Annotated in this window: 10 protein-coding genes; 3 read left to right on the forward strand and 7 right to left on the reverse strand. The window is 71.8% G+C overall.

The genetic code is table 11. The features are described from left to right. Positions 1 to 96: 96 nt before the first annotated feature. From POL25_RS21780 to POL25_RS21800, 5 genes are all read right to left on the reverse strand, one after another. Positions 97 to 1,542: an OmpP1/FadL family transporter gene (locus POL25_RS21780; protein WP_272088057.1), complete on the reverse strand. Its 1,446-nt coding sequence runs from the start codon at positions 1,540 to 1,542 to the stop codon at positions 97 to 99. 137 nt (positions 1,543 to 1,679) lie between these two features. Then, the gene (locus POL25_RS21785; RefSeq protein WP_272088058.1) at positions 1,680 to 3,431 is read right to left on the reverse strand and encodes an acetyltransferase; all 1,752 of its coding nucleotides are present in this window, start codon (positions 3,429 to 3,431) and stop codon (positions 1,680 to 1,682) included. A 26-nt stretch (positions 3,432 to 3,457) separates the two neighbouring features. After that, positions 3,458 to 5,281, reverse strand: a complete 1,824-nt coding sequence (locus POL25_RS21790) for an acetyltransferase (protein ID WP_272088059.1) — start codon at positions 5,279 to 5,281, stop codon at positions 3,458 to 3,460. A 53-nt stretch (positions 5,282 to 5,334) separates the two neighbouring features. Then, positions 5,335 to 7,374, reverse strand: a complete 2,040-nt coding sequence (locus POL25_RS21795) for a hypothetical protein (protein ID WP_272088060.1) — start codon at positions 7,372 to 7,374, stop codon at positions 5,335 to 5,337. Between the two features lie 126 nt (positions 7,375 to 7,500). Next, entirely contained in the window at positions 7,501 to 8,055 is a 555-nt protein-coding gene (locus POL25_RS21800) for a hypothetical protein (protein WP_272088061.1), read from the reverse strand. A 182-nt stretch (positions 8,056 to 8,237) separates the two neighbouring features. Between POL25_RS21800 and POL25_RS21805 the strand changes: the two genes are divergently transcribed. Next, the gene (locus POL25_RS21805; RefSeq protein ID WP_272088062.1) at positions 8,238 to 8,945 is read left to right on the forward strand and encodes a hypothetical protein; all 708 of its coding nucleotides are present in this window, start codon (positions 8,238 to 8,240) and stop codon (positions 8,943 to 8,945) included. 114 nt (positions 8,946 to 9,059) lie between these two features. Here POL25_RS21805 and POL25_RS21810 read toward each other — a convergent pair whose 3' ends face one another. Beyond that, complete coding sequence (locus POL25_RS21810; protein ID WP_272088063.1) at positions 9,060 to 10,403, reverse strand: YhjD/YihY/BrkB family envelope integrity protein; 1,344 nt, start codon at positions 10,401 to 10,403, stop codon at positions 9,060 to 9,062. Positions 10,404 to 10,459: 56 nt separating this feature from the next. After that, positions 10,460 to 11,218, reverse strand: a complete 759-nt coding sequence (locus tag POL25_RS21815) for a hypothetical protein (RefSeq protein WP_272088064.1) — start codon at positions 11,216 to 11,218, stop codon at positions 10,460 to 10,462. A gap of 47 nt (positions 11,219 to 11,265) precedes the next feature. On the opposite strand from POL25_RS21815, the gene POL25_RS21820 reads away from it, so the two are divergent. Further along, positions 11,266 to 13,101, forward strand: coding sequence for a serine/threonine-protein kinase (locus POL25_RS21820; protein WP_272088065.1), 1,836 nt, complete (start codon positions 11,266 to 11,268; stop codon positions 13,099 to 13,101). Then, a complete protein-coding gene (locus tag POL25_RS21825) occupies positions 13,085 to 13,759 on the forward strand; it encodes a hypothetical protein (protein WP_272088066.1) in 675 nt (224 codons plus the stop codon). The genes POL25_RS21820 and POL25_RS21825 overlap by 17 nt, the downstream gene beginning before the upstream one ends. Positions 13,760 to 14,075: the final 316 nt, after the last annotated feature.

The following is a 14,075-nucleotide window of genomic DNA, read 5'->3' on the forward strand; positions in this document are numbered from 1 at the left end:
GGGCCCGCGGGTCCGGCGCTCGCCGGGGCGCCGAGCGCGTGGCGGAGCTGTCCCGAGAACCAGGTTCTTGCGGGCATGTGGGTCGGCGCCGTCGGCTCAGAAGCGCGCCCGCAGGTGGCCGGCGATGGCGGCGATGAACAGGCGGTAGGTGCCGTTGCCGAGGTCGTAGTCGGACCCCCGCACCTCGCGCGGCGCGATCCCCTGGAAGCGGGCGTCGGCGAGGAGCGAGATCCGCGGGCTCACGTCGAGCACGCCGCCGAGAGCGCCGATGATGCGCTGGCCGTCGGGCGAGGCGGTGTCGATCGTCTTGTTCGGCGCGGCCGGCGACTGATAGCCGAGCGTGGCGCTGAGAAGCAGGCGCTCGGTGGCCCGGAAGCGGCCGCTGGCCTCGACCCAGATCGAGTCCTTCCACATGCGCGGCAGGTTGACCGCGAGCGTGTCGCCGATGCCGAGCTCCGGCTGGGCGAGGTCGGGCGAGGTCGCGGTGACGCGGAAGGCGTCGAGCTCGGAGTAGCGGACGTACTGCACGAAGCCGTCGACGCGCCAGCGCTCGCCGATGTCGTAGCCGACCCCGAGGGTGATCCGCTTGGGCAGGGTGTACTCGAGGGTGGCGTCGCCGCGGACCAGCGGCTTGAACTGCAGGCCCTGGGCGGCCAGGTCCTGGGTGAAGAACGGGTCGTTGAGGTCGACCGCGAACTTGCCGCGGTAGCGCATCGCCGTGCTGTGGAAGTAGGTGAGGGCGATGTTGAGGCGCTTGGTCGGGTTGACGGTGACGCCGACGTTGAAGGTGACGCCGTGGGCGATCGCCCGCTTGAGCGAGAAGGGCCGCGACAGCACGTCGAGCTCGCGCACCTCGGTCGGCGCGGCGGGGCCGAACGAGTTCTTCTGGCCGAGCGTGTTGAGGCCGTCGGCGAACTCCTGCACGCCGGCGAAGTCCTGCATCTTGCTCAGCTCGGCGAACCCGAGCACGTAGGCGACGCCGGCCCCGAGCGCGACGTAGTCGTTGATCCGCACGCCGGCGCCGAGGTGGATCTGCGAGGTGGCGATGAACGCCTGCTGGGCCTGCCACCGCTGGTCGCCGGTCTTGGGGAACTTCAGCGCGGCGGCGAACGGGACGTAGATGCCGAGGCCGAGGGTCAGCCGATCCTTGACCACCGGGTAGGCGAGGAAGAAGTTGCCGCTCGGCGCGATCGGGTTGGCCTTGACCTGACCGCTCGGGCCGGTCTTCATGCCGTCGATGTACGACGGGTCGATCGGCGCGTTGAACTGCAGGGTGTCGGGCGTCTGATAGGCGCCGGTGCGCTCGCGGTCGTAGCGGATGTCGCCGACGATGAGGCCCACGCCCGCAAGCACCTCGCCCTTCTTGAGGTAGCCGAGGTTGGCCGGGTTCCAGTAGACCGCCGCGGCGTCGCGCGCGGTCGGGTGCGACTGCCCGCTGGTGACGATCGGCGCGTCGAGGCCGGACGCGCGGGCGCTCCCGGGCACGGCGAGGGCGAACAGGGCGCAGGCGGGGACGAGGGCGCGGAGGGAGAGGAGACGCATGGCGGGTGGCTGGGGGGCAGGTGCAGAGGACAGGTGCGAAAGAGCAGGAACTCTAGGCAAGGTCCGAAGGGGCAGGTCCGAAGGGGCAGGTCCGAAAGCGCAGGTGCGGTCAGGCTACGCGTGGGGCGGCGAGGGCGTCAACGGGTGCGGGTGACCTCGAGGGCGAGGTTGTTGGCGCTCGGCTTGTCGAGGACGGCGATCTTGTAGCGGCGGCGGTCGTCGTCCTCGAGGTAGAGCACGTCGCCGGGGGCGACGCGGACCTTCTCGTGGCTGGTGTCGCCGTCGATGTCGGCCTTCGACGAGCGCTTGTCGGTCAGCTCGGGGTCGGCGAAGAAGCCGGGCCGCTCGTACTCGTAGGGCCGCGCGGGCAGGCCGTCGGCGTCCTTGCGCAGGTCGTCGGCGGTGACGAAGAACAGGTAGTCGCCGCTGTCGCCGGCCGACGGCTTGAAGTAGTAGAAGTCGGCGTCGCCGTCGGCGTTGTCGTTGAGCTGCTCGGTGATGCCGATCAGGGCCTCGGGGTTGCGCTCGAGGTTGACCTTGATCTGCTTGACGATGGCCGCCTGGTCGAGCGGGATGACGATGTCGCGCAGGGTGAACTCGACGTCGGCGTCGCCCTCGGCCAGGCCGCCGTCGTGCAGGCGGACCTGGGCGACCTCGCTGAGCATGTCCCAGAGGTAGGCCGGCGGCGGCGGGTTGCCGACGTCGGTGAAGGTCGTCATCTCGGTCCAGCCGGTGTCGTCGACGCACGCCTCGAAGGCGACGACGTCGGTGGCGAGCTTGTACTGGTCGCAGTGCGGGCCGATGCCCTCGACGGTGCGCCGGCGGGCCATCTCGGCGATCAGGCGCTCGAACAGCCACGGCGGCAGGCCCCACGCCGGCGAGTTGCCGGTCGGCAGCGGCTCGCGGGCGTCGCCGCCGGGGACGAAGGCGTCGTCCTCGAGCACGCGCACGGTCATCTCGGAGATCGTGAGGTTCTTCGACAGGCCCTCGACGCGGATCCAGTCAGGATTGGAGAAGTCGAAGACGTCGCGGATCTGGCTGGCGGTGCTGTTGACGCTGGCGACGTAGCTGGTGGTGAGGTCGACGCCCTTGTACGGCAGCGCGTTGAGGTTGACGCGCACGTACATGGTGAAGGCGTCCTCGGTGATGCCGCTGGCGGCGAGCACGAAGCCGGGGTGGACGAGCGCGTTGGGATCGTCGGGGTCGAGCGAGGCCGGGCCGAACCGCTCGGGCAAGCTCTCGAAGGCGTAGACGATGTCGCCGAGGGTGATCGGGAGGGAGCGCGCGGCGATCGGCCACAGGCCGTCGGGGTGGTCGGCGTCGACGGCCCCCTGGCGCGACTGGGCGGCCGGGTGCGAGCCGAGCAGCTCGTCGAGGAAGGTCTCGGAGACGACCTTGGGCGGGATGGCGTCGTCGGTCACGCCGATCTGCATGAGCGCGGCCAGGGCCCGCGCCGGCGGCACGCCGACCGAGGCCGAGAGGGCGATCAGCTCCTCGAGCTGGGTGCCCTCGAGGTCGACGTTGTCGGGGTTCATGTTGAGCAGGCGGCGCAGGTTCTGGGCCGCGGGCGCGAGGGCGTCGGCCTCGGCCGGCGGCAGCGCGCGCAGCTCGTCGAGCACGACGGTGACCGACTCGGTGAGATCGAAGTCGAGCAGCCACAGGTCGTCGAGGACCTTGCGGGGCAGCTTGCGCATCTGCTCGAGGTTGACGGCCTGCTCGAAGTCGTCGACCTCGAAACGGAGCGAGCGCAGGACGACCCGCTTGGGCTGGCCGATCGCGGCCTCGATCGGGTCCTCGGCCGCGGGGACGGCGACTTCGTCGATGCAGCCGACAGGCCCGAGCAGGGCGGTGACGACGGACGTGGCGAGGGCGAGGCGGCGCGTGGGCATGGCGAGGCTGGCCTTCGGGACAGGTATCAGCGCGAGCGCTTGACGGTGAGGGCGACGCTGTGAGGGGCGGGCTTGTCCTCGACGACCAGCTTGAACAGGCGGTTCTGATCGTCGAGCAGGTAGAGGACGTCGCCGGCGGCGATCTTGACCTTCTCGTGGCTGGTGTCGCCGTCGATCGCGACCACCTCGGAGGCCTTGTCGGTCAGCTTGGCGTCGCGGAAAAAGCCGGGCTTCTTGTAGGCGTAGGGGCGCACGGCCTCGCCGTCGTCGTCGTTCTCGATGTCGGCGGGGGTGACGAAGTACAGCCAGTCGCCCTGCAGCTCGGGCGGGTTGTCGCCCTTCGGGACGTAGTAGAAGAAGTCGGCCCGGCCCTCGGTGTTGTCGTTGAGCAGCTCGGCGATGGCGCTCAGCGCGGCCGGATTCTTCTGGATGTTGGTCTTGATCTGCGCGACGAGCTGCTCGACGGTGGTGCCGACCGGGACCTGCTTGAGCGTGAAGCTGATGTCGGCGTCGCCCTCGGCGAGGCCGCCGTCGTGGAGGCGGACCTGGGCGACCTCGAGCAGGATGTCCCAGAAGTACGAGGGCGGCGGCGGCGGCGAGTCGAGCAGGACGCTGTCGTCGATGGCGATCGAGGTCCAGTGCTCGGGGGCGGCGGCGTCAGGGTCGAAGGCGCCGTCTTCGAAGGCGCCCTGACCGATGCACGCCTGCACGGCGATGAACGGCGGGTCGACCTGACCCTTGGGGCCGTACTCGCTGCAGTGGGTGGGAATTTCGGCGGCGCGGGCGACCGCGACCTCGGCGATCAGGCGCTCGAACAACCACCGCGGCTTCTGCCACACCTTCGAGTCGCCGAGCGGGGCCGGCTCCTGGTTGGTGCCGCTGACGATGAACTCCCTGTCCTCGTCGATGGTCATGGTCATCTCCTCGACGACCAGGGCCGGCACGAGGCCCTCGATGCTCATCCAGTCGTCGCGGGTGAAGTCGAACGCGCTCAAGATCTGGCTCTTGGTGCTGTTGACGTTGGCGACTGTCCCATCGGTCAGGTCGAGGCCCTTGTACGGGAGGGCGTTGAGGTCGACCTTGACGACCATCTTGAAGTCAGGGGTGGTGGCCTTGAACTTGAAAGCGCCGCCGATGAAGCCGGGGTGATCGGGGTCGTCGGGGTCGGCGGCCTCGGTCGGGCCGAACCGCACCGGCATCTCGGCGAAGTCGGTGACGACGTCCCACAGGCTGACCGGCAGGCTGCCGGGGCTGACGGGGTACTTGCCGTCGGGGTGGGCGGCGTCGACCGGGCCGGGGCGAAACTGGGCGTTCGGGTGGCTGCTGACGACGTTGTCGATGACGGCGCGGGTGGTCAGGTCGACGGTGATGATCGGCTCGTTGGGGTCGACGGCGATCAGGTCGGCGAGGATGGTGGCCGCGCCGAGGCCGACGGCTTCGCCGACGCCGATGAGCGGCGCCAGCGAGGTGCCGTCGAGGCTGGTCGACTTGGCCGTCATGTTGAGCAGCTTCCACATGTTCTGGGCGCTGCGCTGGAGCTGCGGGACCTCGGCCTCGGGGGTGGCGATCAGGGTCAGCAGGGCGTTGCGGATCAGCGGCTCGAGATCCATGTCGATGAGCCACGTCTCGCGCAGGATCTTCTCGGGGAACCGCTCCTTGATGTCCGCGAGCGACAGCTCCTGCACGAAGCCCTTGGCGTCGAGGCGGAGGAACCGCAGCTCGACCCGGCGCTCGTCGCCGAGCTCGACCTCGACCACGTCCTGCGGGTCGGCCAGGGTGACCTCCTCGACGCAGGCGGGGGCGAGCAGGGCGGCGAGGGCGAGGGTGATGGAGGAGGTATTTCGGGACATGGCGAAAAGGACAGGAAAGAAGGGACAGGAGGCGGTGGGGGCCGGCCTGCTGCTCACAGCTTGCGGACGCGGACGACGATCTCGACGGGGTCGGCGCCGGCGGGGACGGTGAAGCGCAGCTCGTAGGTGTCGCCGGCGTCGTCCTGGATGAACAGCGTCGACTCGCCCACGGGCAGGCGGTACTTCTCGTGCTCGGTGTCGGCGACGCCGTCGACGGCGGTCGAGGACAGCTTGTCGGTCAGCTCGGCGTCGGCGAAGAAGCCGGGCTTGGCGTAGTCCCAGGCGGCGAGGACCTTCGGGTCGTCGGCGTCGGGCCGCTTGTCGTCAGGGCCGACGAAGAACAGGTAAGGGGTGCCGCCGTCGGCGGCGCGCCGGTAGTAGAAGTCGAGCCGACCGTTGGAGGTCCAGTAGTTGCCGAGGATGACGTCGGCGATCTTGCCGGCCTGGCTCTGCAGGGTCGGCCGGATCTGGGCGATCATCTCGTCGGCCGTGAAGCCGATCGGGACGCCCTTGAGCGCGAACACCGGGCGCGCGGCGCCCTCCTCGAGGTTGTCGGCGGTGTTCTGCTCGCCGCCGACGATCTTGCCGTTCATGTCGCGCATGAAGGCGTCGTTGCCGGCGGGGTCGTGGATGATGTCCTGGGCGACGTCGAGCAGCATCTCCCACAGGTACTGCGGGGCCGGCGAGACGAGGTTGGGGACCTGGATGTCGAACTCGGCCCAGCCGGTGTCGACGGTGCCGATCGAGGCGCCGGCGAGGCAGGGCAGGCCGGGCGCGAAGCAGTAGAACGGGTAGTCGAGGTCCTTGAAGGCGAGGTAGGCGGCCTGGGCGATGATCCGCTCGAGCGACCAGGCCGGCTGCGACCACACGTAGGTGTCGCCGAGCGGGCTGTCGGGGAGGTTGGGGGCGCAGGTGGCGTGGCCGTCGGTGCACGAGGGCACCTTGGTGTCGAGCTCGGCGATCGCCATGCGCATGTCGACGGTCGGGGCGGCGGCGATGCCCTCGATCACGACCTTGACCGGGTCGTTGAAGTCGAACGCGAGCGGGGCCTCGGCGACGCTGAGGAACATCTCGCCGGCGCCCGCGGAGGCGTCGATGCCGTCGACGCGCCGCAGGTTGCTGGCGGCGGTGGCGATCATCTTGAACTCGGGGGTCAGCGCGTCGCTGTAGGTGGTGAATTCGGCGTCGTCGGGGACGAGCAGGCCGGGGTGATCGCCGGTCGGGCCGAGCTTGTCGGACAACGGCTGCATGTCCATCAACGCGTCGTAGAGGGTGACCGGCAGCTTGCCCTCGCTGTTGGCGATGTTGGGGTGCGAGGCGAGCAGGGTCAGCTTGAGGGCGTCGCGCAGGACCTCGACCGAGATGAAGGGGCGCGTGTGGAGGTCGCCCTCGTGGACCTTGTCGAGCTTGGAGTCCTTGAGCTTCTCGGTGCACTGGAAGGCGCCGAGCTCGTGGTTGCCGCAGAACAGGCTGGCGGCGAGCACGTCGTTGAAGGTGAGGCCGTTGACGGTCTTGTTGTCGTACAGCGAGAAGAGGTACTGGAAGTCCTCCATCACCGTGGTCGCCACGTTGGCGTTGCGCGGCGTCATCGTCAGCAGGCGGACCATCGCGAACTGCGGCGAGGTCTGCCACTCGGGGCCGTAGGTCTGGCCGAGCGGGGTGGCGCTACAGTTGTGATTGGGGCTGACGGGGAGGTCGCCGTTCTTGACCGCGTCGCTGTAGACGTCCCACTGGTCGCCGCACGAGTTCTGGATGGTCGAGAGCACGTGGTCGAGCAGCGGCGCGCTGTCGAGCTCGATGAGCGTGATGTCCCTGGCCGCGACCTCGCCGAAGATCTCGAGCGCCTTGGCCTTGTCCATCTCGAGCACCACCGGCGGCGGCGGGGTGTCGTCGATGCGCAGGAAGAAGCGGTCGGTCGGCAGCGGCGGGGCGGACGGCTCGCCGGTGGTCGGCGCGGTCGGGTCAGTGTCGGTGTCGGCGGCGGTGCTGGTCTCGGTGGTGTCGTCGCCGTCGGTGTCACCCGGGTCGCCAGGACACGCGGCGAGCGCAGGGATGAGCAGCGAGAGCGAGAGCAGGGGGCGGGGATGTCTCATGGCGCAGCCGTCCGAAGCCCGCAGTATCGCAGCTTCGCCGGCCCTGCGATAGGATGACGAGCGCCCGCGGCCCGCCGCCCCCGTGGCGCGCAGGGGCAAAACGAGGGGGCGGACGGGCGGCGCCGATCACTTGCTGCCGGGCGCGGGTGCGTGCGCGGGCGGTCTCGCGGTCGGCGTCGGGGCGGGGTCGACGAGTGCGGGCGGGTGGGGGGCGAAGCGGCTCTCGAGTTCGACGCCGCGGACGCAAAAGGCGCCGGGCTGGCGCGGATCGGGGTCGCGGTCGACGACGAGGAGGTACTGGTGCTGCTGGGCGAAGCCGGCCTGCAGGACGTGATAGACGCGGTCGCTGATGTCGGGGCAGCCGCGGCCCCAGTAGAGCCGCGCGGGCTTCTCGGCGGCCTCGCCGAACTGCCGCCAGAAGCCGTAGAGGTAGCCGCTGCCGTTCTCGTAGACGACCATGTTCGACAGGCTGGTCGCCCACATGCGCGGCTTGACCTCGCCGGCGCCCTTCGGCGCGCCGATCGGCGGGGCGGACGTCGGTGCGGGCGGGGTGGCGGCGGTGAGGTTCGTCGACGCGCCGCCCGGCGCGGCCGCGGCGGCGTCGAAGCCGAGCAGCGCGAGGAGGCCGAGGATCGCCGCGGCGGCGGGGGCACGGGCGGGGCGCACGGACGTGGCGAGCATGCGTGAATTGACGCAATGCTCACGCGGCTTGTAAAGCGGGGTGCCCCGATATCGCGTCCCGGCGCCCGTGGCGGGCCGCGCCCGGAGCTTCGGATGGCGCCGGCGCGGGGTGCTCGCGGGTCGTCGGCTGCGCCGCGGCGGCGGCTTCACGGCGGCGTTGGACTTTCGGTATAGTCGCGGCGATGCCCGGCTCGTCGCTGCATGGGCGCGCCTTCACGCGCGTCGCCGTGACCGTCGCCCTCTCGCTGGCTCCGGCGCTGGCGCTGGCCCAGGAGCCCGCGACGTCCGAGGCGGTCGCGGAGGGGCCCGAGACGCCCGAGGCGGCGGAGGGGCCCGAGACGGTGGCAGCGCCCGCGCAGCCGCGGCCGCCGGCGGTCGAGGTCGAGACGGCCCGGCGCGTGCGCCACAACTGGTACGCCGGGTTCGGCGTCGGCCTCGGCGTCGGCAACCTGCGCCGCACCGAGGCCGGCCGCAACGCGGTGTCGGTGGCGCTGCTGGGCCACGTGCGGGCGGGCGGACGGATCCGCGACAACCTGCTGGTCGGTGGCCTGGTGTCGACGACGCTCGGCGGGGCCCGGCGCGGGCAGGGGTTGCTGTCGATCCTGGCCGAGGTCATCGGCTATCCGGTCCGCGGCAAGGGCCTGGTGTTGCAGGGGGCGCTGGGGCTGGGGACGTTCCTGCAGGGCGACGTGCTGCGCGACATCGAGAACCCGACAGCGGGGATCACCCGCACCGCCGTCGGGCTCGCGTTCGGCGTGGGGCTCGGCTACGAGTTCTGGCTGGCCCGCCGCTTCAACCTCGGGCTGATGGTCCGCGGCGACGGGATGGCGGCGCCGGAGCTGGGCCTGCGCGCAGCCGGGACGTTCGGGCTGACGTTCACCTGGTACTGAGGGCAGGTCCCGGAGGACAGGTCCGAGAGGACAGGCCCGAGAGGACAGGTCCGAAGGGACAGGCCCCGCAGGACAGGCCCCGCAGGACAGGCCCCGCAGGACAGGTCCGGACGGTCAGCCGCCGCTGGCGCTGCGGCGCTCGCGGGCCTGCTCGATGAGCTGCTGGTAGGTGACGTCGCCGAGCACGCCGGCCTCGCCCTGATCGCAGCGCTCGAACAGCTCGGTGAGGCTGTCGTTGCGGGGCTGGTCGACGTCGGCGCGGAACAGGCGGAGGATGTCGAGCACGCGCAGCTGATCGAGCGGGCGCGCGGGCACGTAGCCGTTGTCGTCGCCGACCAGCCGCAGGACCACGCCGGCGGCCTCGAGGCGGGTGAGGACGTCGGACAGGCGGGTGGCCTCGACGCGGAACCGCGAGGCCAGGGCCTTCAGGACCAGCGGGGCGCCGCGGCGATCGTAGTGGTCGCAGATGGCGAGCACGATGCGGGCGGCCAGGCGCGCGGCGCTGACGCCCCCCTCGGGGTCGCGCCGCAAGCTGGGGTTGACGAAGCCGTCGCGGCGGACCACGGCGATGTGCTGGACGACGTAGGCGATCTCGGCGGCGAGCAGGACGATCAGCCACGAGAGGTAGGCCCACACGCAGAACACGGGGATCAGCGCGAGCGCGCCGTAGGTGCCCTCGTAGGTGCGGAAGGTGCCGAGGTAGAGGGCGAAGCCCCGCTTGCCGAACTCGAACAAGGTGGCGCCGACGACCCCGCCGACGACGGCGGCGCGCCAGCTGACGGCGGTGGCGGGCAGGAACCGCAGCAGGACGACGAAGGCGATGTCGGTGCTGAGGTACGGGATGACGGAGAAGTTCTGGTCGGTGAAGCGGGCGACGATCGACTGGGTGATGCTGAAGAAGATCACCAGCGGGGCGAGCGTGGTGAGCGTGTAGAACATCGCGAACTTGGCCACGATCGAGCGCCGCAGCTTGGCGCGCCAGATCTGGTTCATCGCGTCCTCGAGGGTGATGAACAGCAGCATGGCGCCGCCGATCGAGCCGAGGAAGCCGATGACGCCGAGGTTCTCGACGGTGACCCGCGAGGCGAGGTCGTAGATCTGGTTGCTGATGATCTCGGAGCGCCCGGGGTCGGGGATCAAGGCCCGCGCGACCCGGTGGATGAAGCTGCGCCCGCTGTCGGCGCCGAGCAGGCCGAGCAGGGTGAGGACGAGGCCGGCGAATGGGACCAGCGAGAGCAGGGTCTGCAGCGCTAGGCTCGAGGCGAGGGTGGTGCTGCGATCGACGAACAACCACCGCCGGACGGCGTAGACGGCGGCGAGCCAGACCTGGCGACCGGGGCTGGGATCGAAGGTGACGGTCCGCGGGAACAGGTACTCGCGCAGCCACGTCATCCGGTCGCGCCGCGCGGCGGGCACCGCTGCGGCGTGGACGTCGGGGTCGGGCTGCGGCTCGTCCATGGCTCCCGGGTCAGTGTGTCCGAGGACCGAGGCGCCCGGCTAGCGGGCATCGTCGTTCATCCGCCCTGGGCGGCCGGCAGGCGCGGCGGGGTGGCCCGCTTGGCGGCGCGGGCGACTTTCTCGCGCAGCGGCTCGGCGAGGGCCTCGATGTCGTCGCGCAGCGCGCCCAGCTCCTCCTCGAGCTTGCGCACGCGCTTCTCGGGCAGGCCCTCGAGGTCGGGCAGCAGCTCGGCGAGCTTGCGCGCGGCGGCGGAGGCCTTGTTGAGCAGGTCGAGCTTGTCGGCGCCCTTGGGCCGCGGGTGCAGCACGGGGTCGAAGCGCTTGCGCAGCTCGGCGACCGGCTGGCCCTCGTCGAACACGGCCGAGCGCAGCTCGGTGAGGACCTCGGGGGCGTGCGGGCGCGGAGGCGCGCGGCGCGAAGGGGCAGGCTCGTCGTCGGCGGGGTCGTTGGCGGGGCCGTCGCCGATCGCGCGCGAGAAGTAGTCGATCGCCTCGACGGTCGGGATCGTGCGCGCGACGCCGTCCCACTCGAGGACCTCGGGGGCGTGCCGCTGCACGGTCGAGTAGCTGACGGTCAGCTTGTCGACGGTGGCCTTCTTGAGCGTGAGCTCCTGGGCGCAGTAGGCGTGGAAATCTTCGTAGCCCCAGCGCTCGTAGGCCCGACCGGCGCGGACCTTGATGAGCGCCTCCGCGAGCTCGATCCACGAGCGCTTGAAGCGCTGGGTCCGCCGCACGACCTCGAGCCGCTGCGCGTCCCCGCCGGTCCGCTCGAGCAGCTCGGCGAGGTCGTCGATCTTCCTGGTTCCCTTGGACACCGGGGCTCCTATATCACCCGGGCCGCGCCCTTTGGTACCGTGGCCGGGTGGCCCCGGACGCACACGCGCTGCCGACGCTGGCCCCGCAGACGCCGGCGGAGCCGCACCCGGTGGTACGGCTGACGCGGACGGCCCGGGCGGACTGGCAGCCGGCGGAGGCCGATCCCCCGCTGCAGGCCGGGGCGGTGATCGACGGTCGCTACCGGGTGGTCGCGGTGATCGGCGAGGGCGGGATGGGCCGCGTCTACGAGACGGAGCACCTGTTCCTGCGCCGCAGGCTGGCGCTCAAGCTGGTCCGCCGCGATGCGGGCACCGGCGAGGCGGCGGCGCGGCTGCTGCAAGAGGCGGTGCTGGCCGGGAAGGTGCCGCACGCGACGGTGGTGCCGGTGTTCGACTGCGCCGCGCTGCCCGACGGCCAGGTCTACGTGGCGATGGAGCTGCTGCGCGGCGAGAGCCTCGAGGAGGCGCTGATGCGGCCGCAGCGGGCGGAGGCGGTGCTGCGCTGGCTGGCCGAGGTGGCGCGCGGGCTCGGGGCGGCCCACCGCGCGGGTATCGTCCATCGCGACGTTAAGCCGGCCAACCTGTTCCTGGCCCGCGCGAACGATGGTTCGGTGCAGCCGCGGATCCTCGACTTCGGGATCGCCAAGCTGCTGCCGGGGCTGGCGGGCGAGGCCGGGGCGGCGGTCCAGACGCAGGCCGGGGCGCTGCTGGGGACGCCGTTCTACATGGCGCCGGAGCGGATCCGCGGCGAGACGGGCGACGGCAGCGCGGACCTCTACGGGTTCGGGGTGATCCTCTACGAGGCGCTGACCGGGCAGGTGCCGTTCGTCGGCGAGGGCTTCATGGAGATCGTCGGCCGTCACCTGCGCGAGCCGCCGCTCGACCCGCGGCAAGCGGCCCCGCAGCGGCGGATCCCCGACGCGCTGGCCGAGCTGGCGCTGGCGCTGCTGCGCAAGGATCCGCAGGCGCGACCGCAGGGCGGCGAGGCGGTGGCGGCCGCGCTGCTGGCGGTGCTCGGGGACGACCGCGCGGCGGTGGAAGAGTTGTGGCTGGGGGCGGAGGCGCCGGTGTCGGTGGTGGCGGCGACGCAGGCGATCGAGGAGGGGTCGACGCAGCGGCTCGCGGGACAGGTCTTCGAGGACATGTCTGAAGGGGCATGTCTTAAAGATGGTGTCTCTGGGGACATGTCCTCGGGGGCGAGTCGCGCGAGCGAGCCGTCGTGGGCCAGCGCGACGGCGGCGACGCTGCCGCCGGGGCTGCGGGGGGCGGAGGCTTCCCGGCATGAGATGTCCCCGGGGACAGGTTCATCCCGGCGCGCGGAGATGGCCGCGGAGACAGGTTCGATGGCCGGCGTCGCGAGCGAGATGTCCTTGGAGACAGGCTCAGGCTCGCGGTTCGGGGCCGGGACGGGGCCCGACGAGCCGGCGCGATCGGACATGGCCTCGCAGCCAGGTCGAGCGGCCGGCAGCCTGCGGGCCGCGGCGCTGGTGCTGGCGTGCATGGCGGGGGGACTGGTGGCGTGGGTGTTGATGCCGCGCGAGCAGGCCGGCGAGGCGGCCGAGGTGCCGGCCCGGACGGTCCCGATTCCGCCGCTGCCGGTCGCATCGCCAGGGCGGGGCGCGACCCGGATGGAGGCCGCCCTGGAGCCCGAGGCCGGGGCGACCGATTCTTCGCCAGAGAGCCTCACGAACGGGTCTGCGGGGCCGGCGACGGAGCCCGCGGCCGCGGTTACGACGAGCGCCGGGGCCGAGCCCGAGGCGAAGGCGGCCGATCCGGCGCCGGTGAAGAAGCGACCCAGGAAACCGCCGCGCAAAGCTGGTACAACCGAGCCAGGTCCGCGCGAATCGGGGCCGAAGATCAAGACCGATGTCTACGACGAGTGAGACTCCCCGGTGCCAGCGCCCGCGTGCGGCGGGCTGGCGACGCGCGCTGGTCGGCGCTCTCGTGTTCGCGCTGGCGCGGCCGGCCGCGGCGGCTCCGGGAGCGCCCACCGAGGCGCCGGCGACGGTCGATGCTGCGCTGGCCGCCGGCGACCTGGGGACCGCGCGGGCGCTGGCCGAGCAGGCCCGGGCGGCCGACCCGAGCGCCGACAACTGGCGCCGCGAGGCCGAGGTGTGCCAGCGCGTGGCCGACTACGTGTGCGCGCGGGCGGCCTGGAAGGGTCACCTGGCGGCGCTGCCGAAGGGGGCCGATCGCGCGTCGGCGGAGGCGCAGCTGGCTGCCCTCGAGGACATGTCCCGGGGGACAGTCGAGGACGAGGCGGCGTCGACCCACCGCGCCGGGCTCGACAAGGCCCGCGCCGACAAGGACGGGGCGGTGCGCCCGAAGCCGGCGATCGCCGAGGGTCCGAAGCCGGGGCCGGTGAAGCGCGAGCGGATCGTGAAGAAGTGGTACTTCTGGGTGACGACGATCGCGATCGCGGCGGCGGCCGGGGCGATCACGGGCATCGCCATCCAGGCGGCCCGCGACGAGCGAACCGACGATCTGGACGAGCGGGCTCGCCTGCGGTTCCAGCCGGAAGGCCTCGGGCTGCGGTTCTGAGGACGAAAGCCCCGGATGCCTGGCGCAGAGACGTCGGGCTGGTGGCGAGCCCGAGAGCTTGGCGTCGAAGCCGCGAGGGCCGGCCGCCGGATGTCCCAAGGGACAGGTGATGCGCGGGACCTGGCGCAGAGACGTCGGGCTGGTGGCGAGCCCGAGAGTTTTGCGTCGAAGCCGCGAGGGCCGGCCGTCGGATGTCCCAAGGGACAGGTGATGCGCGGGACCTGCCGGGACGCTGCCGAGGTTGTGGCTGTCTTTAGAGACAGGCGAGCCACCACGGTCGTTCGTGGTCCGACAGGGGGCGCGAGGGACAGCCCGC

Origin of the sequence: Nannocystis bainbridge (genome assembly GCF_028368995.1) — a bacterium.
Lineage (GTDB): Bacteria > Myxococcota_A > Polyangia > Nannocystales > Nannocystaceae > Nannocystis > Nannocystis bainbridge.

Bases quoted from the DNA above. Each gene is read 5' to 3' on its own strand.
- POL25_RS21780 (WP_272088057.1), bottom strand. From the start codon at position 1,542: ATGCGTCTCCTCTCCCTCCGCGCCCTCGTCCCCGCCTGCGCCCTGTTC.
- POL25_RS21785 (WP_272088058.1), bottom strand. From the start codon at position 3,431: ATGCCCACGCGCCGCCTCGCCCTCGCCACGTCCGTCGTCACCGCCCTG.
- POL25_RS21790 (WP_272088059.1), bottom strand. From the start codon at position 5,281: ATGTCCCGAAATACCTCCTCCATCACCCTCGCCCTCGCCGCCCTGCTC.
- POL25_RS21795 (WP_272088060.1), bottom strand. From the start codon at position 7,374: ATGAGACATCCCCGCCCCCTGCTCTCGCTCTCGCTGCTCATCCCTGCG.
- POL25_RS21800 (WP_272088061.1), bottom strand. From the start codon at position 8,055: ATGCTCGCCACGTCCGTGCGCCCCGCCCGTGCCCCCGCCGCCGCGGCG.
- POL25_RS21805 (WP_272088062.1), top strand. From the start codon at position 8,238: ATGCCCGGCTCGTCGCTGCATGGGCGCGCCTTCACGCGCGTCGCCGTG.
- POL25_RS21810 (WP_272088063.1), bottom strand. From the start codon at position 10,403: ATGGACGAGCCGCAGCCCGACCCCGACGTCCACGCCGCAGCGGTGCCC.
- POL25_RS21825 (WP_272088066.1), top strand. From the start codon at position 13,085: ATGTCTACGACGAGTGAGACTCCCCGGTGCCAGCGCCCGCGTGCGGCG.